This is a genomic window from Streptomyces sp. NPDC045678 (assembly GCF_056432085.1).
Genome location: NZ_JBWKJS010000003.1, coordinates 498,674 through 518,061 on the forward strand (window position 1 = coordinate 498,674; position 19,388 = coordinate 518,061).

At 72.3% G+C, this 19,388-nt stretch carries 23 protein-coding genes; 10 read left to right on the forward strand and 13 right to left on the reverse strand.

The window, feature by feature from the left end:
- Window positions 1-113: 113 nt before the first annotated feature.
- A complete protein-coding gene (locus AC07DO_RS13230) occupies window positions 114-776 on the forward strand; it encodes a SigE family RNA polymerase sigma factor (RefSeq protein ID WP_079075189.1) in 663 nt (220 codons plus the stop codon).
- A 131-nt stretch (window positions 777-907) separates the two neighbouring features.
- Complete coding sequence (locus AC07DO_RS13235; RefSeq protein ID WP_479059262.1) at window positions 908-2,065, forward strand: hypothetical protein; 1,158 nt, start codon at window positions 908-910, stop codon at window positions 2,063-2,065.
- Here the strand turns inward: AC07DO_RS13235 and AC07DO_RS13240 are convergent.
- Both AC07DO_RS13240 and AC07DO_RS13245 read right to left on the reverse strand, forming a co-directional pair.
- Window positions 2,062-2,943 (reverse strand): SURF1 family protein, encoded by an 882-nt coding sequence (locus AC07DO_RS13240; protein ID WP_479059263.1) that lies wholly within the window; start codon window positions 2,941-2,943, stop codon window positions 2,062-2,064. The two genes, AC07DO_RS13235 and AC07DO_RS13240, sit on opposite strands and share 4 nt — an antisense overlap.
- Window positions 2,944-3,254: 311 nt before the next feature.
- Window positions 3,255-5,072, reverse strand: a complete 1,818-nt coding sequence (locus tag AC07DO_RS13245) for a S9 family peptidase (RefSeq protein ID WP_479059729.1) — start codon at window positions 5,070-5,072, stop codon at window positions 3,255-3,257.
- Between the two features lie 152 nt (window positions 5,073-5,224).
- Between AC07DO_RS13245 and AC07DO_RS13250 the strand changes: the two genes are divergently transcribed.
- On the forward strand, window positions 5,225-6,076 hold the full coding sequence (locus tag AC07DO_RS13250) for a class I SAM-dependent methyltransferase (RefSeq protein ID WP_479059265.1): 852 nt from the start codon (window positions 5,225-5,227) through the stop codon (window positions 6,074-6,076).
- On the opposite strand, the gene AC07DO_RS13255 is transcribed toward AC07DO_RS13250, so the two are convergent.
- The gene (locus AC07DO_RS13255; RefSeq protein WP_479059266.1) at window positions 6,062-6,589 is read right to left on the reverse strand and encodes a GNAT family N-acetyltransferase; all 528 of its coding nucleotides are present in this window, start codon (window positions 6,587-6,589) and stop codon (window positions 6,062-6,064) included. The two genes, AC07DO_RS13250 and AC07DO_RS13255, sit on opposite strands and share 15 nt — an antisense overlap.
- Before the next feature lie 207 nt (window positions 6,590-6,796).
- On the opposite strand from AC07DO_RS13255, the gene AC07DO_RS13260 reads away from it, so the two are divergent.
- Window positions 6,797-7,612, forward strand: a complete 816-nt coding sequence (locus AC07DO_RS13260) for an RNA polymerase sigma factor SigF (RefSeq protein ID WP_479059268.1) — start codon at window positions 6,797-6,799, stop codon at window positions 7,610-7,612.
- 39 nt (window positions 7,613-7,651) lie between these two features.
- Here the strand turns inward: AC07DO_RS13260 and AC07DO_RS13265 are convergent, their stop codons facing one another.
- Genes AC07DO_RS13265 through AC07DO_RS13280 form a run of 4 tightly spaced genes read right to left on the reverse strand, consistent with a single transcriptional unit; the run spans window position 7,652 to window position 9,875 of the window.
- Window positions 7,652-8,248: a hypothetical protein gene (locus AC07DO_RS13265; protein WP_479059269.1), complete on the reverse strand. Its 597-nt coding sequence runs from the start codon at window positions 8,246-8,248 to the stop codon at window positions 7,652-7,654.
- The gene (locus AC07DO_RS13270) at window positions 8,245-9,168 is read right to left on the reverse strand and encodes a DUF6286 domain-containing Asp23/Gls24 family envelope stress response protein (RefSeq protein WP_479059270.1); all 924 of its coding nucleotides are present in this window, start codon (window positions 9,166-9,168) and stop codon (window positions 8,245-8,247) included. The genes AC07DO_RS13265 and AC07DO_RS13270 overlap by 4 nt, the downstream gene beginning before the upstream one ends.
- Entirely contained in the window at window positions 9,165-9,350 is a 186-nt protein-coding gene (locus AC07DO_RS13275; protein ID WP_479059271.1) for a hypothetical protein, read from the reverse strand. The genes AC07DO_RS13270 and AC07DO_RS13275 overlap by 4 nt, the downstream gene beginning before the upstream one ends.
- A gap of 3 nt (window positions 9,351-9,353) precedes the next feature.
- Window positions 9,354-9,875: an Asp23/Gls24 family envelope stress response protein gene (locus AC07DO_RS13280; protein ID WP_479059272.1), complete on the reverse strand. Its 522-nt coding sequence runs from the start codon at window positions 9,873-9,875 to the stop codon at window positions 9,354-9,356.
- Between the two features lie 211 nt (window positions 9,876-10,086).
- Here AC07DO_RS13280 and AC07DO_RS13285 point away from each other — a divergent pair, with 211 nt between their 5' ends.
- From AC07DO_RS13285 to AC07DO_RS13295, 3 genes are read left to right on the forward strand one after another with little or no spacing between them, the layout of a single operon-like run.
- Window positions 10,087-10,629, forward strand: coding sequence for an RNA polymerase sigma factor (locus AC07DO_RS13285; RefSeq protein WP_479059273.1), 543 nt, complete (start codon window positions 10,087-10,089; stop codon window positions 10,627-10,629).
- A gap of 17 nt (window positions 10,630-10,646) precedes the next feature.
- A complete protein-coding gene (locus tag AC07DO_RS13290) occupies window positions 10,647-11,297 on the forward strand; it encodes an Asp23/Gls24 family envelope stress response protein (protein WP_479059275.1) in 651 nt (216 codons plus the stop codon).
- Window positions 11,294-11,635 (forward strand): Asp23/Gls24 family envelope stress response protein, encoded by a 342-nt coding sequence (locus tag AC07DO_RS13295; protein ID WP_479059277.1) that lies wholly within the window; start codon window positions 11,294-11,296, stop codon window positions 11,633-11,635. Before AC07DO_RS13290 ends, AC07DO_RS13295 begins: the two co-directional genes overlap by 4 nt.
- A 46-nt stretch (window positions 11,636-11,681) precedes the next feature.
- Here AC07DO_RS13295 and AC07DO_RS13300 read toward each other — a convergent pair whose 3' ends face one another.
- The 4 genes from AC07DO_RS13300 to AC07DO_RS13315 form a co-directional block, all read right to left on the reverse strand.
- The gene (locus AC07DO_RS13300) at window positions 11,682-12,176 is read right to left on the reverse strand and encodes a hypothetical protein (RefSeq protein WP_479059278.1); all 495 of its coding nucleotides are present in this window, start codon (window positions 12,174-12,176) and stop codon (window positions 11,682-11,684) included.
- Between the two features lie 123 nt (window positions 12,177-12,299).
- Window positions 12,300-12,698 carry an ATP-binding protein gene (locus tag AC07DO_RS13305; protein WP_479059280.1) on the reverse strand — a complete coding sequence of 133 codons (399 nt, stop codon included), beginning with the start codon at window positions 12,696-12,698 and terminating at the stop codon, window positions 12,300-12,302.
- A gap of 198 nt (window positions 12,699-12,896) precedes the next feature.
- Window positions 12,897-13,304 carry a rodlin gene (locus AC07DO_RS13310; RefSeq protein ID WP_479059282.1) on the reverse strand — a complete coding sequence of 136 codons (408 nt, stop codon included), beginning with the start codon at window positions 13,302-13,304 and terminating at the stop codon, window positions 12,897-12,899.
- A gap of 515 nt (window positions 13,305-13,819) precedes the next feature.
- Complete coding sequence (locus AC07DO_RS13315) at window positions 13,820-14,230, reverse strand: rodlin (RefSeq protein WP_479059284.1); 411 nt, start codon at window positions 14,228-14,230, stop codon at window positions 13,820-13,822.
- Window positions 14,231-14,522: 292 nt separating this feature from the next.
- Here AC07DO_RS13315 and AC07DO_RS13320 point away from each other — a divergent pair, with 292 nt between their 5' ends.
- The 3 genes from AC07DO_RS13320 to AC07DO_RS13330 all read left to right on the forward strand — a co-directional run bounded on the left by AC07DO_RS13320 (window position 14,523) and on the right by AC07DO_RS13330 (window position 16,389).
- Window positions 14,523-14,921, forward strand: coding sequence for a rodlin (locus tag AC07DO_RS13320; RefSeq protein ID WP_479059286.1), 399 nt, complete (start codon window positions 14,523-14,525; stop codon window positions 14,919-14,921).
- A gap of 272 nt (window positions 14,922-15,193) precedes the next feature.
- Window positions 15,194-15,421: a chaplin gene (locus AC07DO_RS13325; RefSeq protein WP_479059731.1), complete on the forward strand. Its 228-nt coding sequence runs from the start codon at window positions 15,194-15,196 to the stop codon at window positions 15,419-15,421.
- 98 nt (window positions 15,422-15,519) lie between these two features.
- Complete coding sequence (locus tag AC07DO_RS13330) at window positions 15,520-16,389, forward strand: chaplin (RefSeq protein WP_479059288.1); 870 nt, start codon at window positions 15,520-15,522, stop codon at window positions 16,387-16,389.
- Between the two features lie 401 nt (window positions 16,390-16,790).
- Here AC07DO_RS13330 and AC07DO_RS13335 read toward each other — a convergent pair whose 3' ends face one another.
- Window positions 16,791-18,053: an FAD-dependent oxidoreductase gene (locus AC07DO_RS13335; protein ID WP_479059289.1), complete on the reverse strand. Its 1,263-nt coding sequence runs from the start codon at window positions 18,051-18,053 to the stop codon at window positions 16,791-16,793.
- The gene (locus AC07DO_RS13340; protein ID WP_479059291.1) at window positions 18,046-19,344 is read right to left on the reverse strand and encodes a carboxylate--amine ligase; all 1,299 of its coding nucleotides are present in this window, start codon (window positions 19,342-19,344) and stop codon (window positions 18,046-18,048) included. Before AC07DO_RS13340 ends, AC07DO_RS13335 begins: the two co-directional genes overlap by 8 nt.
- Window positions 19,345-19,388: the final 44 nt, after the last annotated feature.

The window sequence follows — 19,388 nt, forward strand, 5'->3', positions numbered from 1 at the left end:
CTGGTACGCATGGGGGCATTTGATGCATCGTCACGAGCGGTGCCCGCGCGACCTGCCGCAAACGCGACGACAGATGCGTACAACCCTGACGGGGGGAAGCGTGTCCAACAAGCGTGGCAGAGGTACTCGACTTCACAGCGGTACAGGCGAGAGGCGCGGCGACACTGCGCCCCACTCGTCGTCCCCGCGCGACCGGTGGCATGCCGGTGATCGCACCCATGCCCGCGGCGCGTCCAACCCGCATCCCGGCGCAGCGCGAGGGCGCTGACGACACGATGACCGCGGGCACAACAGTCGACCATCTCACCGAGACCTACCGCGCCCACTACAGGTCGCTGCTCGGCCTCGCCGCGCTGCTCCTGGACGACACGGCGTCCTGCGAGGACGTCGTGCAGGAGGCGTTCATCCGGGTGCACTCGGCGCGCAAGCGGGTGCGGGACCCGGAGAAGACGCTGGCCTACCTGCGCCAGACCGTCGTGAACCTCTCGCGGTCCGCGCTGCGCCGGCGCATCCTCGGGCTGAAGCTGCTTTCCAAGCCGATGCCCGACATGGCGAGCGCGGAGGAGGGGGCGTACGACCAGCTGGAGCGCGACGAGCTGATCAAGGCCATGCGCGGCCTCCAGCGGCGCCAGCGCGAGGTCCTCGTGCTGCGTTACTTCGCCGACATGACCGAGGCGCAGGTCGCCGAGACGCTCGGCATATCGCTGGGTTCCGTGAAGGCGTACGGCTCGCGCGGCATCGCGGCCCTGCGGGTCGCCATGGAGGCGCCGGCATGAGTGAGCGCAAGCGTGATGAGCAGGGCGGATTTGAGCGGCATGGCAGGAACGACGACGTGAACCACGGTCCCGTAGGCGAGCCCGAATCCGATTCCGATCCCGCGCCCGATCGCGGGGCGGAGCCTGAGTCTGTGGCGGAGCCCGGGTCGACGTCGGGGGCGGAGCCGGGGGTGGATGCCGGTGCCGGTGCCGGTCTCGACAGGCTTCGCGCCGTGGTCGGGGGCGGGTCCGAGGGGGAGCGCGGCTCCGGGCGCGGCTCCGAGGGAGGGCGCGGCTCCGAAGGCGCGCAGGGTTACGAGGACGACCTCGGCTCCGACGAGCTCGCGCTGCGGCGGCTGATGCGGCAGGCCGTGCAGGAGATCGAGCCGGGCGACAGCGCCCTCGACCATCTGCGGAAGGCCGTCCCCGCGCGCAGGGCCCGCAAGCGTCAGGCCGTCGTCGGCCTCGCCGCCGCCGCGCTCTTCATCGGCACCGCCGTCCCCGCCCTCGTGCACGTCACCAGCTCCAAGGGCGACTCGGACGACCGCACCTCGATCGCGGGCAACAGCCAGGACGCGCAGGGCGGCTCCGGCCAGGGCAAGGGCCCCGACGGCGGCGAGAAGGACGCCGGAGCGAAGCCCGACAAGTCCAAGAGCAAGGACAAGAAGGACAAGAAGGGCAAGAAGGACGGCAAGGGGAAGGGCGGCACGGGCGGCGGCGGTACGGGATCGCCCGACCCCTCCACCTCCGAGGCCGCCAGCTCGCCCGCCTGTGACGCCACTCAGCTCGGTGCCACGGGCAGCACGAACCCGGCCGATGCCAACGGTGCGGTGTACGGCTCCTTCCGTGTCTCCAACATCTCCGACACCAGCTGCACCGTCGAGGCGGCGGGTGCCGTCGGCGCGGTGGCGCAGGGCGCGGCCGACCCCGCGAAGGTCGGCGTGATCGACCACACGGCGGGCGACGCGGCGGCCGGACTGCCCGACCCGTCGCAGGAGGCCAGCCCGCTCGTGCTGCAGCCCGGTGCGGCGTACGAGGTGAAGTTCGCCTGGCTGCCGTCGGACAAGTGTCCGGCGGACAGCGGAGAGCCGACGCCCAACCCGACGCCCTCCGAGGGCGGCGGCGGGACGCCCGAGGGCGGGACGCCCGAAGGGATGAACCCGCAGCTGGGGCGGACGGACGGCGGCGTGGCCGACGGCAGCGTCGTGGTGTCCCTGACCGCGGAGGCGGGGGCGCCGTCGGCGGGGACGACGATCACCAACGCGTGCGCCGGGACGGTGTACCGGACCGGGGTGCTGCCCGCTTCTTAGGCGGGCGGTGCGGTGGTCTCGGACGTCCTTGTGGTCCCGGACGTCTCCGTGGTCTCGGTGGTCTTCGTGGTCTCGGTCGTCTCCGTGGACGCGGTGGGCTCCGTTTCCGGGAGCAGGCCGAGTCGTGCGTCGCGTGCGAACTCCGCCTCGCGGCGGAACAGCCGGAACCACATGAAGATGACGAAGCCGGCGAAGACGAACCACTCGCCGGTGTAGCCGAGGTTCTGGAACGCCTTCAGGTCGAGGCCCGTGTTGTTCGGCGCGGTCGCCGGGACCGCCTTCATGCCCGCGTCGGCCTTGTCGAGAGTGATCCACGCGTCGTACACGTCGTCGCGTACGAGGTTGACCAGCGACGCCGAGCTGATCGCGCCCAGCTGGCCCCGGGGCAGGCCGCCGGCGGCGCTGACCCCGTTGGAACCCGGGCTCTCCGACGCCTGGAGTGCCCCCTTCACGGTGACCTCGCCCTTGGGGGCGGCCGGAGCCTTCGCGGCGTTCGCGTCGCCGGGCAGCCAGCCGCGGACCACGGGCAGTGACTTTCCGTCATCCGTACGGAGCAGGGTCAGCACGTAGAACCCGTGCTTCTCGTCCAACTCGCGACCCGGTACGAGGAGTTGCTTGCCGTAACGACCGGTTGCCGTGGCCTGCTCGCCGGAGGTTTCCTTGTCGACGGGTAGGAGGTCGTGGAGGGGGCGGGCCTTGGCGTCGCCGTTCGCCTCCGCGGACTGTTCCTTCGCCTGCTCCTTGGCGGACTCGTGATCCTGTACGCGGTCCTCGAAGCGGCCGAGCTGCCAGGAACCCATGAAGATGCAGAAGGGGATGGCCAGCGCGACGAAGACGTTGATCCCCCACCAGCGGGGCGTCAGCAGAAACCGGTACACACCCCCACGGTACGGGGCCCCTGCGGTCCGCCTGCCCCTGGGGTCCGCCACGTCTCACCGCCCCACGGGGCGCGCCGCCTTCCCGCCCCGCGCCGCAGGGTGGACGTAGGTGCCCCGCGTTGGCCGGTCGCCGTGTTTCGGGTTCCTGTCCCGCCGCTTCGCGGCGGATCACACCCACCCACCCGCCCGTTTGCCCCGCACCTAGCAGTGCAGGTAGGGGCGGGGGCCCTACGTCCACCCTGCGGTGCGGGGTGAACGGGTGGGTGGGTGGGTGGGATGGATCCGCCGCGAAGCGGCGAGGGAGCGTTCCGCTAGGGCAGGTGGCGGGACGTGAAGTTCAGTTCCAGGGCGACTTGTTTGATGCGTTCGTCCACGACCAGTGACCCGTGCCCCGCGTCATACCGGTACACCTCGTGCGTCGCGCCCCGCGCAACGAGGCGGTCCACGTAGTTGTCGATCTGGCGGATCGGGCAGCGCGGGTCGTTCACGCCCGCGGAGATGTAGACGGGGGCCTTCACGTCGTCCACGTACGTGAGCGGGGACGACGCGCGGAACCGGTCGGGCACCTCCTCCGGCGTGCCGCCGAGCAACGTGCGGTCCATCGCCTTCAGCGCTTCCATCTCGTCGTGGTACGCCGTCACGTAGTCCGCGACGGGCACCGCCGCCAGGCCGACCGCCCAGTGCTCGGGCTGGGTGCCGAGACCGAGCAGGGTGAGGTACCCGCCCCAGGAGCCGCCCGCGAGGACGAGCCGGTCGGGGTCGGCGAGGCCGGACGTCACCGCCCACTCCCGGACCGCCGCGATGTCCTCGAGCTCGATGAGGCCGACGCGGTGCTTGAGGGCGTCGGTCCACTCCCTGCCGTACCCCGTGGAGCCGCGGTAGTTGACGCGGACGACCGCGTACCCGTGGTCGACCCAGGCCGCCGGGCCCGCCGCGAAGGAGTCGCTGTCGTGCCAGGTGGGGCCGCCGTGCACCTCGAAGACGGTGGGGAGGGGGCCGGTGGAGCCCTCGGGGCGCTGCACCAGGGCGTGGATGCGGCCGCCGGGTCCTTCCACCCACACGTCCTCCACCGGGACGGACTTCGGTGCCTTCATGCCGGGCGGGTCGAGGACCACGCCGCCCGCCGTGGAACGGACCACCGGCGGCTCGGCCGCCGACGACCACATGTACTCCACCGAGCCGTCGGGGCGGGCCGTCGCGCCCGAGACGGAGCCCGCGGGCGTCTCGATGCGCACCAGCTCGCCGGAGGCGAGGTCGTACCGGAACAGTTCGCCGCGCGCCTCGAAGCCGTGCGCGACGAGGAGCGCGGACCCGTCCGGGTACCACTCGGCGCTCACGTCGCCCGGCAGGCCGAGCACCAGGTCGTTCTCATCGCCCGACGCGACGTCCCACACCATCGGCTCCCAGCGGCCGCGCCGCTGATGCCCGACGAGCAGGCGCGTGTCCCCGTCGACCGGGGCGAAGCCGAGGACCTCGAGGCCCAGCTCGACCGTGCCGCCCTTGGTGTCGTCCAGTTCGGCGACGGTCGAGCCGTCGGGCCTGATCACCCGGAGGGCGGAGTGCATCGCGTCGCCGTGCTCCGTGTGCTCGACGGCGATCAGCGTGCCGTCGTGCGAGAGGTCGCCGACGCCCGCCGACTCCCGGTGGCGGTACACCTCGACCGGGGCGGGGCTGTCGGGGCGTACGACATGGATCGTCGATCCTTCGTCGTCCGTCGAGCGGCCCACGACCACCGTCCCGCCGTCCCTGCCCAGGGCGAGACCCGCCGGATAGGAGGCCTCGAGGCCTTGCACCGCGGGCTCGTCGGTGCCACCTCCGAACGGCTGGCGCCGCCAGATGCCGAACTCGTCGCCGTCCGTGTCGTCGAACCACCAGATCCACTCGCCGTCGGGCGACAGCGCGCCGTCCGTCGTGCCGTTCGGCCGCTCCGTCACCTGGCGCTGGGCACCGGTCGCCCTGTCCCACGCGTACAGCTCGTACGTCCCCGTCGCGTTGGACACGAACAGGGAGCGCTCCGGAGCGTCCTCCGCCCAGTCCGGCAGGGACACCCGCGGCGCCCTGAACCGCTTCTCCCAGTCCGGCATGTCTGGCTCATCCGGCGCCGTCGGCATATCCGATGTCTTCGGCATGTCCGGCTTCTCCGGCACGGAGGTCTCCGCCCCCGTGACGTTCTCGGCACCCGGCCCGCTCGTCGCACCCGTCTCGCTCATGCCCCCATAGTGCCTGTCCCCGCCGACAAACCGCTGGCGGGATTCCCCAGCCTGTGGATAACTTTTCGACCATGTACTCCCGCACGCCCGCCGACTGGCGCGAGACCAACCGGAGACGCTGGGACGAGAGGGTTCCTCTCCACCTCGCCAGCGACTATTACGACCTCGACGCCTTCCGCGCCGGCAAGGACCCGCTGCGCGACCACGAGCTCGCGGAGGTCGGCGACGTACGCGGAAAGTCCCTGCTGCACCTGCAGTGCCACATCGGCCTCGACACCCTGTCCTGGGCGCGGCACGGCGCGTCCCGCGTGGTCGGGCTCGACTTCTCCGAACCCGCCGTCGAGGCGGCCCGCGAGCTCGCCGCCGAGCTCGGCCTCGCCCCGGAGCGGGCCACCTTCGTCGCCGCCGACGTGTACGACGCGGCGCAGGCGGTGCCCGACGCCTCGTACGACATCGTCTACACCGGCGTGGGCGCCCTCGGCTGGCTCCCCGACATCCAGCGCTGGGCCGAGACCGCCGCCTCCCTGGTCGCGCCCGGCGGCTTCCTGTACCTCTCCGAGTTCCATCCGCTGACCGACGTCCTGGACGACGCCACGGGTTCGCGCATCGAGTACGACTACTTCGCGCGCGACGCCTGGGTCGACGACACACCCGGCGGGTACGCGGACACGACGACCCCCACCGTCCACAACCGCACCGTCGAGTGGCAGCACCCGATCGGCGACGTCGTCTCCGCGCTCGCCGCCGCCGGACTGCGCATCGAGTTCCTGCGCGAGCGCGACCAGACCCTCTTCGAGCGCTTCGGCGCGCTCGAACTCCGCGACGGCGCCTACCGCTTCCCGGTGGACCGGCCCCGGATCCCCCTCATGTACTCCCTGCGGGCGAGCAGACCCGAGGGCCGGCAACCGCTACGGCAGAGGTGACGGCGGGCGCAGCCAGCCCTCCCGCTGCGGCGCGAACTCGCCCAGCTTCGTCCAGTCCCACGACTGCAGCACCTCCCGCCCCTGGTCGTCGTCCGGCCTGATGACGGCGACGACGACGTCCGACGTGTGCCGGGTGAGGAGCAGCGTCCGCAGTCGGTGCGCGACGTCCGAGCCGCGCTCCGCGGGCGCCACCATCACCTCGCTGAGCAGGAACACGCGTCCCGAAGCGGTCTGTTCGGTCAGGGCGGGGGACAGGATGTGGCGGAACGTCTCCCACCACTCGCCGCCCCGCTCGGCGCGGTAGCCGTAGAGACAGCCGACGAGGTTGCCCGCGACGTGGGCCACGACCATGTCGAAGTCCGTCTGCTGTACGTCGTGTTCGAAGCGGCGCAGGAAGTCCGGCCGGACGCCGGTGCCGGGCCCGCCGGTCGCATCCACATAAAGGTCGGCGACGGCCTCCCGCTGCCCCTCCGCCTGCCACCGGCTCTGCCGCCGCAGGAACATCTCCGCCATGTGCGCCTCCTGCCCCGCCCCGTCGAGGGCGACTCCCCCTGCACCGAATCCGCATGGTGAGCTTAATCCTGGAAGGACTGGGCAGGCGGGACAATGGATATCCGTCCCGTGCCCCCGAGCGAAGGTGAACCCGTGAGGACACCCACACAGTTGACTGCAGCATCTGTACAAGAGGAAGCACGCCCGGCTGTTGCTCCTTGGGAAGAGATGTCCAGCAGCGAGCTGCCGTGGGTCGAGGACGCGGGAAGCGTCGCGCCCAAGGACGCGCGGGATCTGTCGAAGATCTTCTTCGACAGGCTCCAGGTCCTCGAAGAGGGCACGCACGAATACCAGTACGCGCGCAACACCCTGATCGAGATGAACCTGTCGCTGGTGCACTTCGCGGCCGGCCGGTTCCGCGGCGGCAGCACCGACGTCGACGACATCGTCCAGGTCGGCACGATCGGCCTGATCAAGGCCATCGACCGCTTCGACCTGTCCCGCGAGGTCGCGTTCAGCACCTTCGCGCTGCCGTACATCACCGGTGAGATCAAGCGGTTCTTCCGCGACACCACCTGGGCCGTGCACGTCCCGCGCCGCCTCCAGGAACTCCGCGTCGACCTCGCGAAGGCCAAGGAGGCGCTGGGCGCCGAGCTGGACCGCGAGCCCACCGTCCGTGAGCTCGCCGACCACCTCGACCTCACCGAGCAGGAGGTCAACGACGGCCTCGTCGCCGCCAACGGCTACACGGCGGGCTCCATCGACGTCCCCGTCAGCCAGGACGACGGCTCGCAGGGCCGTGACTACGCCGACGTGCTCGGCGAGGACGACCCGGCCCTCGACCTCTTCGAGGACCTGCACGCGCTGGCCCCGCTCATCGAGCAGCTGAACGAGCGCGAGCGCCACATCATCGAGATGCGCTTCGGCCAGGAGATGACGCAGGCCCAGATCGGCGAGGTGCTCGGGATCTCCCAGATGCACGTCTCGCGGCTGCTGACGCGCACCCTCGCCAAGCTGCGCTCCGGGCTGCTCACCGAGCAGTAGCCCCACGTCGGGGACCAATTGGTGGACCTATTGGTGGACCTATCGGTGTCGTCCGGAGAACCGCTGAACCGTCAGCCGTACGTCCGCGGTCAGCGGGCGCGGTGACACCGCCGCCCTCGCCTCGGCCACCGTCCGGCGGGCCAGGCACCGCAGCACCGCCTCCGGTGAGGCGTCCGGCGACAGGGCCAGCGTGATGCGGGCGCGCAGCCGCCGCGGACCCCCGCGCAGCCGCACGCGCGCGTGGGCGACGCCGTTGATACCGCGCGCCCGCTCGGTCATCGCCGCCGCCAGCGCGGACCCGGACAGCGTGACGTCGGGCTGCCCCAGCGCCAGTTCGCGCAGCCGCCCGGAGCGCACCTGCGCCCACGCCCACCCCAGGAACAGCAGTACGCCGACGGAGAGCCCGGCGATCACCACCGGCGTCCACCAGCCGTGGTCCCGCCACCGCCCGAGCTCCGCCCCGTCGACCCACACCCGGTCGGCGCCGAGCCGCGGCACGTCCGACGGCAGCCGGTCACGTACGACATCGGTCGCGGACGCCAGCACGGCGCCCGCGCCCAGGAGCGCCGCGCCGAGACAGAGCAGGGCGGTGCGGTTGGCGCCGGTACGGAAACGGCCTCCCTGTAGTCGGCTCACTCGTCCTCGACCTCCCGCGCGGGCGCACGCCACGCCGGTTCCGTGCGCAGGCGGACCCGCAGCCGCGGCGCCCTCGCCACCCCGCACGACGCCAGGACCCGCTCGGCCGTCTCCGTCAACGCCGTACGCGCCGCGTCGAGTTCTCCGAAGGCGAGACCGGCGCGCACGGTGACCCCGCGCCGTCCGACCCGGACCCGCACGCGCGTGATGCCGGGCAGGCCCGACGCGGCCTCCCGCAGCAGCGCCGCCACCGTGCGCCGGTCGACGACCGCGTGGACGTCGGGCAGCGGCGGCCGCATCGGAAGACCGCCGCGGGAGCCAGGCGTGACGGCGAGGACCATCAGCCACACGCCGAGACAGAACATCGCGAACGCGGCCGCCGCGCCGGGCCACACACCCCGGTGCGGCCCGTGCGCGGCGAGCCAGTCCATGAGGTCGGACCGCCACCGCGCGGGCGGGCGCCCCGCCGCGTGCACGGCCAGGACGTCGTACAGGACCACGCCACAGACGGCGGCGGCGACGAGCGCCGCCACCGCCACGGGCACGCGGCGCGCGGACCACGGCCGCCGCGCCCGCAGGCCGCCACCGACCTCGTCCGCCGCCGGCTCCCCGGCCTCCGCGGCCCGCACACGCAGCTCCCGCACCCGCACCCGCGCCGACGGCACGGCGAGGCCGGTGAGCCGGGCCGTGCGGTCGGCGACGTGCGACCGGACGCGTTCGCCGGACTCGTCGAGCACCGCGGGATAGGGCAGCGTCACGGCGACGTCGACCCGTGCCCGGCGGCCGCGGACCGACGCCGCACTCCGGTCCGTCCGCACCTCACCGGGCGCGAGCGCCTCCGTGGCGGCCCGCTCGGCGATCCGCCGCACCGCGCGGTCGGCGATCTTCGTGGTGCCGCGGTCCGCCGCGGGGACGCTCATCGCCGCCCCCGGCCATGGCCGCCGAGGAAGCCCCGTACGTCCGTGCCGTCCTCCACGAGGCGGCCCACGACGTAGCCGACCGCGCCGAGCGCGCCGACCAGGAGGAACGCCCCGAAGCCGCCGAACCAGGCGGCGAACCCCAGGGCCATCCCGGCGACCAGGCCCACCAGAGCTGTGCTCACCGTTTACTCCACGCGCGTCTCGCCGGCGGAGTCCGTGCTGTCGTCGTCGGGCAGTCGTACGTCGTTGACGGCGACGTTGACCTCGACGACCTCGAGCCCGGTGATGCGCTCCACGGCGGCGATGACGTTCTCGCGGACCTCGTGGGCGACGTCGGTGATGGGCACGCCGTACTCGACGACGATGTCCAGGTCGATCGCCGTCTGCCGCTCGCCGACCTCGACCTTCACCCCGCGCCCGACGTTGGGGCGCCCACCGGGGACCCGGTCACGGACGGCACCTATCGTGCGCGAGAGCCCGCCGCCCATGTCGTGCACGCCGGGGATCTCCCGCGCCGCCGTTCCGGCGATCTTCACCACCACCACGTCGGCGATGGACGTCTTGCCGCGGGTCGCGGCCGGCTCGGTGGCCCCGGTGCGGCCCGTCACGGTCGTGCTGCCCGGCACGGTCTGCACGGTGCCGGTGAGGTGTTCGTCGCCGCGTGACGGCGTAGCGGCCGTCTTCGAAATGCTCTCCTGAGTCGCCATGAAAGGCATCTCCTCGTCGTCAGGTCGTCGGGGACTGCTCACCCCTATGACCCGGGTGCCCCGGATCCGTTACGCCCCTCGGAGGAATTTCCGCCGCGCGGCGGTTTCCGGCGGCTTCCGGCGGCTTCCGGCCGCGGATGCGCCCGTGCCGCGTAACGCGGGTGGTCCGCCTCGTGTCGTAGGTGTACGACTGGAGCGAGAGGAGCCACGTGTGCCGCGCGACGACGGGTTGCTGGCCGTACGGGCAGCCGAGGGCGACGAAGAGGCCTTCGAGCAGCTCGTGCGCCGCCATGCGCCCGGCCTGCTGCGGCTCGCCACGCGGCTGCTGGGAAGCCGTGCGGAGGCCGAGGACGCGGTGCAGGACTCCCTCGTGAGCGCCTGGCGGAAGGTGCCGGAGTTCCGCGGGGACGCGCAGTTCGGCACGTGGATGCACCGCATCGTCACCAACCGGTGCCTGAACGTGCTGCGGGCCCGCCGACCCGCCCTCGACCTGGGCGAGGTGCCCGAACCGCAGGCTCCGGATCACGAGGCGTCCCCGTCCAGGGTCGCCGAGTCGCACGCGGCGGTGGCGGACCTCGGCAGGGCGATGGAGGGACTCTCTCCGGAACAGCGCGTCTGCTGGGTGCTGCGCGAACTCAACGGCCTCCCCTACGACACCATCGCCGAGACGGTGGGCATCAGCCCGGAGGCGGTCAGGGGCCGCGTCTTCCGGGCGCGGCGCCATCTCACGGAGGCGATGGCCGCATGGCGGTGAACGAGGAGCACGGGCCGATGACGGACGAACCCATGACGGACGGACCCAACGAACTGCTCCCCTGCGGCCGCGAGCTGTGGGACGTCTGGGAACGCGCGGAGAGCGGCGGGCGCGATCCGCACGCCGAGACCTGCCCGCACTGCACGGAGGCGCTGCACACGTTGTGGCGCCTGGAGGACGTCGTGTCCGCCGCCCGCGAGCGGGATCGCGAGGGCGACACGCGGGAGTACGAGTCCGCCGCCTCCGCGCTCGTCGGCCGCGTCATGGACGTGGTCCGCCTCGAACTGCGCCCGGGCCGCACGCTGCCGCTGGGCGAGGCGGCGGAGGACCTGTGGATCGTGGAGGCCGCCGCGGCCAGGACCGTCCGCGCGGCCGCCGAGTCCCTGCCGGGGGTACGGGCGGGCAGCTGCCGCATCGAGGCGCTCGGCGAGGAGGAGGACGCCGGCCCGGCCGGCCGGTGGCCGCGCGGGCCCGTGCACATCCGCGCGGAAGTGGCGGTGACCCTCACCTGGAACCTCCAGGAGGTCGCCGGGCGGGTCCGCCGCGCGATCCTGGAAGCGGTCGACACCGAACTGGGCATGCGCGTCGCGGCCGTCGACGTGACGGTCGCCGACATCCTCGACGAAGCCGCCGATGACGGCGACACCACGGAAGGACGGCTCCCGTGACGGAACGACTCGATTCCGACGCCGCTTTGGCCGAGGCCGTCCGGGAGGCCGTCCTCGGCACGCCGGGTGTCGCCTTCCTGCGCCCGGGCCTCGCCGACCTGCTCCGCGCCGCCGCCCCGCTGAGACGGAGCGCCCTCGCGTCCCCGCGCTCCTCGGCGGTCCGCATCGGCCGGGACAGGGGAGGCGCGGGCCGGCACGCCGAGATCTACGTCGTCCTGCGCCGCGGCCACCGGACCCTCGACGTCACCCGCGACCTGCGCGCCGCGGTGACGGAGACGCTGGACCGGCTGACCGGGGAGCCGTCACGGGTGACGGTGACGGTGACGGGACGCGTGTGAAGCAGACGCGTGTGAAGCAGACGCGTGTGAAGCGGGCGTGTGCGGCCTAGGCGAAGGTCACGTCGCCCGTCGTGTCGGCGAGGGTCCGCGGCGTCGCCGTACGGGGATCCACCGAGGTCATCGCCACGGTGACCGAGGCCTTGGTGCCCTTCTCGACCCCTCCGGTGAAGGCGTGCCGCCAGGGGTGGGCCGTGGCGGTGCCGTCACAGGTGCCGTCGAGGATCTGCTCTCTGGAGGTGCTGGACGTGGCCGTCTTCGGGACGGGCAGCCCGGGGAGCCCCACCCACTGGTAGAGGCCCGACACCGCCTGCGCCTCGTCGGCGCTCAGCTTCCGCTTCTGCTGCGTCCGCAGCGTGACCCTGAGCCGTACGGGCCCTCGGACGCCCTCGCACGTGTACGTGCCGGTGACGACGGCTTGCGTGCCGTCCGGGGTGAGCCGGGCCGTGCGCTCCAGGGTGACCTCGTGGCGGTCGGCTGCGTTCGCCGCGCCGGGCAGCAGCGCCGTCGCCGCGGCCACCGCTGTCACGAGGACTGTCTTCACGTATCGCTGCACCGTGGGGACCGGCCCTTCCGGAGGGGAGTGGGGTACGGCCTCATGGAACCCCTTCCCTGCCGGTCCGCCCGGTAGCCACACGGGTACGTGCGGTGCCCGCCCGGGCGTGGTTCACGCGGCCAGCGGTACGCGCGCGACGATGCACTTCCCGCCCTCGGGAAGGTGCGTCACGGACACGTCGTCGGCCAGATGGCACACGGATGGCCAGCCGTGTCCGCCGCTCACGAGGAGGCTGGTGCGCGGGCGGGACCGCGGGACCACGTCGCTGCCGTCCTCGACGGCGATCTCGACGAAGCCGGACCGCACCCGGCACTCGAATCCGCGCAGGCCGCCTCCGTGCCTGAGCGCGTTGGTGACCAGTTCGGAGGTCACCAGAACCGCGTCGTCGACAGCCATTTCACTGGCGTCGCCGTGCCCCTGGCGCAGCAGTGCGCGTACGACATCCCGGGCGGCGGCCGGGGTACGGGGGCGGGTGAGGATGCAGCTTTCCTGCATGCTGTCGGTTGTCACAGCGCATCACTCCCACCGATGGTGTGGGGACTGTTCACTCTTCGGTTGCCCGACGAGTGCGGCCCCACACACGGCGTTCGGGTGGTCCGCCGACACGTGCCGCCGCCCGGGTGACGCGCCACGGGGGGCGGGGGAAGGCGTCGGCAACGATGTGCGGGCCTTCCCCCGCCGCGCCCCGAGGCGGAGCGGGGCCCTGGATCAGTGGTTGTGCGAGCCGTTGCCCGAGAGCAGCGGGATGTCCTCCAGGATGTGCGACAGCGGCTCGTCGCCCTTGGCCTGCGTCGAGTTCTCGACACACTGCTGCATCTGCGGCGCCGAGAGGATCGGGATGTCCTGAACGCCGACGTTGACCAGGGCGACGATGTTCTGGATGTTGGCCTTGGCCGGGAGGCCGACACAGAGCTTGTTCAGCGAGCCCTGAACCAGCGTCATCTGCGGGCTCATGTTGCCCTTGGTGGCGGAGTTACCGAACGCCTGGCCGGCATCGTTGCCGCTGACGGATTCGGTGCCCGTGTCGTCGCCGATGGCCATGGCCTGCGGAGCCGCGACGGTGGTCATGCCGGCGGCGGACAGGGCGATGGCGGCCGTTGCGAGCAGCTTCTTCATGGTGAGGGATTCCCTTCGAGTGAGGCTCCACTCCGGAGCCGCATGGTGACAACTGAGCGACGGAGCGGGAGTTGCGGCGATTGGGCCGTCCGGTGGATAAGTGTGCTGAATGGCGGTCGCGTTCGCGGCGTATTACGCGACGCTTCCGTCACGACGGACGCTGTTTCGTCGAGTACTTCGGCAGGAACGAAGACGGAGACGCCCCGACTCTCGATGAGGAAATATGGCTGACCGCACAGGACCATGGCAGCGGCTAGGTGTCATTCCGCCGAGCAGACAGTCACCGGAGTGCCGCGCCGACCCCATCTACGATTCTTTGCTCAGGAGTTGGTACGCGCAGGGAAAGACCATTCCCGGCCGCCCCGATCCCGAGTGGCGGAGGCTGGTCGAGCGCGACCCGTGGCCCCGGAATTGAGGTCGGCAGCGAGCCCCGGAAGCGGGGACCCGGAACGAACAAAGACAGAACGGCGGGCCGCCGAGGAGGATGCTGGCGGCCCGCCGAAAGGTGTTCTGTCTCAGTCGTTGTGGGCGCCGTTCCCGGACAGGATCGGCAGGTCCTCGAGGACGTGCGACAGCGGCTCGTCGCCCTTGGCCTGCGTCGAGTTCTCGGTGCACTGCTGGGTCTGCGGCGCCGAGAGGATCGGGATGTCCTGGATGCCGACGTTGACCAGGCCGACGATGTTCTGGAGGTTGGCCTTCGCGGGCAGGGCGATGCAGGGCTTGTTGAACGAGCCCTGGATGAGCGCCATCTGCGGGCTCATGTTGCCGTGCGTGGCCGAGTTGCCGAACGACTGCATGGCGTTGTTGCCGCTCATGGTCTCGGTGCCGCCGTCGTTGCCGATGGCGAGGGCCGTGGGCGCGGCCGCGGCCGACATGCCGACGACGGAAGCCGTGACCGCAGCTGCGGTCATAACCTTCTTGATCACAGGTGTTCCTCTCTGAGTTAGCCCCGTCCTCGGAGCACCCTGAGCAACTGCCGTGGGCGGGAGGAGTTGCTGAGATTCACTCCGATGGCCCAGTGATCGGTGTTCCGACGGGTGTGAATCACCGATCTTTGAATAATCAGACCGTCATTTCCGCGATGCGATTCCGTGAGCCGATCCGTCGCCCGGCCGACCGCAGACGATCCGATGGAGTGAATGCGCGGAACTAAACGTGGGGTGGGGAGTTGAGCAGGCCGCAGTAACGTGAGCGTCTGCCCCAGAAAAGGAACCACAAATGCTTAAGAAGGCAATGGCAATGGCAGCGGCCGCGGTGGCCGTGGCTGGTATCGCTTCCCCCGCGATGGCCATCGGTGACGACACCGGCACCCAGTCGTTGAGCGGCAACGGTGCGCAGCAGTCGTTCGGTAACTCCGCCACCAAGGGCGACATGAGCCCGCAGCTTTCCCTGATCCAGGGCACGCTGAACAAGCCTTGCATCGGCCTCCCGGTCAAGGCCAACATCCAGAACATCGTCGCCCTCGTCAACGTCGGCGTCCAGGACATCCCGATCCTCTCGGCGCCGCAGACCCAGCAGTGCACCGAGAACTCGACGCAGGCCAAGGGCGACGAGCCGCTGTCGCACATCCTCAGCGACCTGCCCGTCCTGTCCGGCAACGGCGAGCACAACGGCTGATCTGCCGCGCAGTCGAGACTGCTCGGGCCGCCCGGCCTTTTCCTCCTCGGGCGTCCCGGGCTTTCTCATGCGGTGGGGCAACTTCTTATTACGCCCGGTCATTTCGTCCGGCGTTCGCATGCGAGTGAACTTCCGAAGGTCGTCAACTTCGCGGTTTCCTCTGTCACTTCCAATCGTTAATCAGGGCTCAGGTCACGGTGCGGGGACAGGGAATGCCCGCCCGGCTTCGGCCGCCGTTCAGGCGTGACCCGAAAGAAGGGAAAGCTGTGAAGCTGAAGAAGAGCGCAACGATCATCGCCGGTGCCGTCATGGCCCTGAGCATGGCTGCTCCGGCGTTCGCCGACGCCGGTGCCGAGGGCGCGGCCGTGGGCTCCCCGGGCGTCCTCTCCGGCAACAACGTCCAGGTGCCGATCCACGTCCCCGTCAACCTGTGCGGGAACACCGTCGACATCATCGCGCTCCTGAACCCGGCGTTCGGCAACCAGTGCGCGAACGACTGACGTAGGCGCCCAGCTGTTCCTGCTGCGCCTCAGCCGGCCCCGGCAGCCCTTCCGGCGCCGGGGCCGGATTCCCCCTCGGACAGAGAAAGACCACTAGATTGCGACAGGCCCTCAGCAAAGGAATGCTCTCCGCCGCGGCCGCCACGAGCATCCTGTCCCTGTCCGGCGCCCACGCGTTCGCCGCCGGTGAGGCGAACGGGCAGGCGGCGGATTCGCCAGGCTTCTTGTCGGGCAACAACGTGCAGGCCCCGGTGGAGGTGCCGGTGAACGTCTGCGGCAACAGCGCCAGCGGCGTGGGGGTCGGCAACCCGGCCTTCGGCAACTCGTGCGGCTCCACCTCCCACGCGCACTCCGGGCCCCAGACGCCGCGCGGGGTGCCGAGCGCCCGGAAGGCGGCCTCGCACACCACCGACGACGGCTCCGCCCGCTCCACGGGCCCCGCCGCCTCCTCCTCCGCCGTCGGCGACGCGGCCCACTCGCCCGGCGCGTTGTCGGGCAACAACGCGAAGGCGCCCGCCGACGTGCCGGTGAACGCCTGCGGCAACACCGTGGGCGTGGTGGCCGCCCTGTCGCCGGTCATGGGCAACGGCTGCAACGCCGAGGCCGAGACCGAGGCCGGCACCCCGCACCACCAGCACCAGCACCAGCACCAGCAGCCGCCGTCCACCGGCGTCCCCCCGGCCGAGCAGGCCCCGGAAGGCCCCGACGCGCACCCCCGGGCCATGCCCCCGGGCCACCCCCACGCCCCCGAGCACTCCGCGATGTCCTCGTCCACCGCGCCGGGCCACGAGCCGCACGGCGGCCGGGCGGCGCGGCCGGTCCACGTCGCGTCGGCCCAGGGCGCGGGTGGCGGGCTCGCGATGACCGGAGCGGCCGACGAGCTGCTCGGCGCGGCGGGAGCCGGCGCGGCCCTGCTGCTCGGCGGGGCGATTCTGTACCGGCGCGGAATGGCATCCTCCCGGCGCTGACCGGGAATTGCGGGGCCGGGAACGGCAATACGCCGGCAGGGAAGCGGACGGAATTGCTTCCCTGCCGGCGCAAGGGAGGTAGAGACCTGCCTCATTGAATGTCGCAGTCCCACGGCATAGGAGCCGACGGCTGGTGGAAAGCGACCCGGCCTGTCCCGTGAAGCGCATTAAGTGCATCACCGCACGGCCCGCGCGGGAAGAGCCATTCACCCATTCGCCCGCGGTGTCACTCATAAGAGAGCCGCTTAGGCGGCCCGGCTTTGGTGGCTCGGCTTCGGTGGAGCGATCACGTACACGGAAGCCGAGCCCGGTGGCGTCGGCGCGTCACCTGAACCGAGGCTAGCGGCAACGGAGTTGGGCACCGGGCCCGCCACGCCCCCGCGGGTCCCGGTGCCACCCGTTCAGCGTGCGGCCGCCGCCGTCCGGCGCGTGTGCTCGTCGTACGACTGGACCGGCAGGGCCGTCCGACGTCCGCGCCGTACGTGCCGTTCGACGCCCCGCACCAGACGTTCGGCGGTGAACGCGGCCCCGTACACGAAGCGCATGGCGGGTCCGAAGCTCGACGCGGTCGTCAGGCCCGCGAGGAAGAGGCCGGGGTGCGAGGTCTCGAAGCGGTCGCTGACGTAGGGCGTGCCGTCAGAGAGACAGCGCAGGCCGCTCCGGAGCTCCGGGGGCAGGACGCCGATGCGGTCGGCCGTGGCCCGGAAGCCGGTGGCGGCGATGATGTGGTCCGTCGCGAAGCTGAGGCCCCCGCCGGTGGCGGCGACGGTGTTCACCCGGACGCGGCCGCCGACGGCGTCGGCCGACGCGACCCGGTGGCCGACCCGCACCTCGACCCGCGATTCGACGCGGTCCCTGATCCACCACGCCCCGGCCGGGCCCAGCGCGTCGGCGGCGACCCGGGCGCGGGCCGGCTCGGGGAGCAGCCGGAAGACGCCGGGGGTGTCGGCGTAGAACTTGTTGCGCCAGCCGCAGCCCAGGCCGGTGTGCGGGGCGCGCAGCGACTGCCACCACGGCCGCTGCCAGGCGGGCGGCACGGTGTTCCAGTCCACGCGCGGGGACCGGGCGAGGATCCGCACCCGGGTGCCCTGCTCGGCCAGGAGCGCGGCGGTCTCCAGGGCCGCCTGCCCGGCCCCGAGCACCGTCACGTCCCGGCCGCCAAAGCGCGCCAGGTCGGCGTGGTGGCTGCTGTGCGAGACGTGCTCGGCGCCCAGGTCCCGGACGGTGCGGGGGATCTCGGTGAAGGGCAGCACACCCACCGCGAGGGTCACCGCACGCGCGCGGTGGACCTCGCCGTCCTCGGTCCGCGCCTCGTAGCCGCCGGGGACGGCCCGGACGGAGGCGACGAGGCGCTCGTCGACGGGCGGGGAGGCCCGCTCGGCGAACCAGAGGCCGTAGGACGCGAAGTGCTCGATGGGCAGGGGCCTGCCGTGCTCGGCGGGCAGGGCCTCGCGGGCGCAGTACGCGGCGAGGCCGAAGCGGCCCGCGGGGTCGGACAGGTCGGACGCCCAGGGTTCCGACTTCAGGAACATGCCGCGCGGCATGTGGTCCCGCCAGGACGCCATGGGCCTGCCGAAGATCCGTACGTCCAGGCCGGCCGCCGCGGCGTGCGAGGCGATCGAGAGACCGTAGGGGCCCGCTCCGACAATCAGCAGGTCATGCATCGGTGACTGCTCGCTCTCTGTTGGGCGTGCCGGGGAGGACGGCGGGCGCGTGCCGGCGCGCCCTGATCGACAGGGACGTCAGGATCCGGTGCGCCCGGTGGCGTGTGCCGTCGCCGATCCTGCGCACCGCGTGGCGGCGCCACAGGCGGCGCAGGGCGGCTCCGGGGGCGGGGTCGTCGTCGGCGTGCCAGGCGAGTTCGCCGGCGGGGGAGGGGCGGGCGCCGGGGCGTGCGAGGGCGCGCAGGGCGGCCAGCGGGGCGTAGTTCTCCACCAGGAACGTGCGGCCCGGCAGGGGGGCGGGGGCCGGGGCCGGGCGGTGGGTCAGGTCGAGGTGCAGGGCGCGTACGACGTCCGTGTCCGTGCCGTCGGCGAAGAGGCGGAACTGGGCGCCGGGCCGCGGATTGAAGTCGATCAGGTGGAAGTCGCCGGTGAAGGCGTCCCTGCGGAAGTCCAGGTCGAAGATCCCGCGGTACTCCAGGGCGGCCACGACCCGCGCCGCCGCGGACCGCAGCGCGGGGTTGTCGGCCCATTCGCCGCTCACCGTCAGGCCCGCCGAGCGCGGCCAGGAGCGGTGCTTCCGTCCCGTGCCCCCGCCGCGTACGACACCGTCGCGGCCCGCGCAGCCGTGGACGAACCAGTCCGCGTCCCGGGCACCGGGCACGAAGGCCTGGAGGAGCAGGCGGCTGCCCGCCTCGGCGCGGCGCTCGAACAGCTCGGAGGCCTCGTGCGGGGAACCGATCACGGTGGTGCTGCGCAGTCCGGTGCCGCGGGGCAGCAGCCAGGGGCGGCTCCACTTCGCGACGGCGGGGGACCCCAGGCGGTCGACGGCGCCCGCGGCCTCGGCGGCGGACTCCGGTGCCAGCGTCGTGGGGTGGGCCACGCCCGCCTGCGCGCAGACCTGGGCGAGGGTCGCCTTGTCGGCGACGCGCTCGGTGACGTCGCCCGCCGTGCGGGGAAGCAGGAAGCAGTCGGTGAGCTCCTCGTACAGGGCGCTGACGGCGAGGGCGCTCGCGTCGTCCAGGGGGATCAGCACGGCGGGCCCGGACAGGCGCCGAGAGACCCGGCGCAGCACGGCGGCGACCTCGGCGAACGACGCGCCCGGCATGGGGGGCGCGTGCATCCGGTGGAGATAGCGGGAGCGCTGTACGGGGCTGCGCCGGTCGTCGGCGACCAGGTGCACCTCGACGCCGGCCCGCCCCAGCGAGCGTACGGCGCCCAGCGTCCCGTGGTGAAAGGGATTCCTGTCGATCCGCAACAGGACCGCAGGAATGCGTGTGTCCAGAGGCTGCAACGTAACCCTCGATTGTCGATCGCCCATGCGGGCGAAGTGGTGGA

Excerpts from the sequence above, each read along its gene's own strand:
- AC07DO_RS13245 (WP_479059729.1), bottom strand. The coding sequence starts at position 5,072 with ATGCCGAAGACATCGGATATGCCGACGGCGCCGGATGAGCCAGACATG.
- AC07DO_RS13250 (WP_479059265.1), top strand. The coding sequence starts at position 5,225 with ATGTACTCCCGCACGCCCGCCGACTGGCGCGAGACCAACCGGAGACGC.
- AC07DO_RS13255 (WP_479059266.1), bottom strand. The coding sequence starts at position 6,589 with ATGGCGGAGATGTTCCTGCGGCGGCAGAGCCGGTGGCAGGCGGAGGGG.
- AC07DO_RS13260 (WP_479059268.1), top strand. The coding sequence starts at position 6,797 with ATGTCCAGCAGCGAGCTGCCGTGGGTCGAGGACGCGGGAAGCGTCGCG.
- AC07DO_RS13270 (WP_479059270.1), bottom strand. The coding sequence starts at position 9,168 with ATGAGCGTCCCCGCGGCGGACCGCGGCACCACGAAGATCGCCGACCGC.
- AC07DO_RS13280 (WP_479059272.1), bottom strand. The coding sequence starts at position 9,875 with ATGGCGACTCAGGAGAGCATTTCGAAGACGGCCGCTACGCCGTCACGC.
- AC07DO_RS13290 (WP_479059275.1), top strand. The coding sequence starts at position 10,647 with ATGACGGACGAACCCATGACGGACGGACCCAACGAACTGCTCCCCTGC.
- AC07DO_RS13310 (WP_479059282.1), bottom strand. The coding sequence starts at position 13,304 with ATGAAGAAGCTGCTCGCAACGGCCGCCATCGCCCTGTCCGCCGCCGGC.
- AC07DO_RS13320 (WP_479059286.1), top strand. The coding sequence starts at position 14,523 with ATGCTTAAGAAGGCAATGGCAATGGCAGCGGCCGCGGTGGCCGTGGCT.
- AC07DO_RS13335 (WP_479059289.1), bottom strand. The coding sequence starts at position 18,053 with ATGCATGACCTGCTGATTGTCGGAGCGGGCCCCTACGGTCTCTCGATC.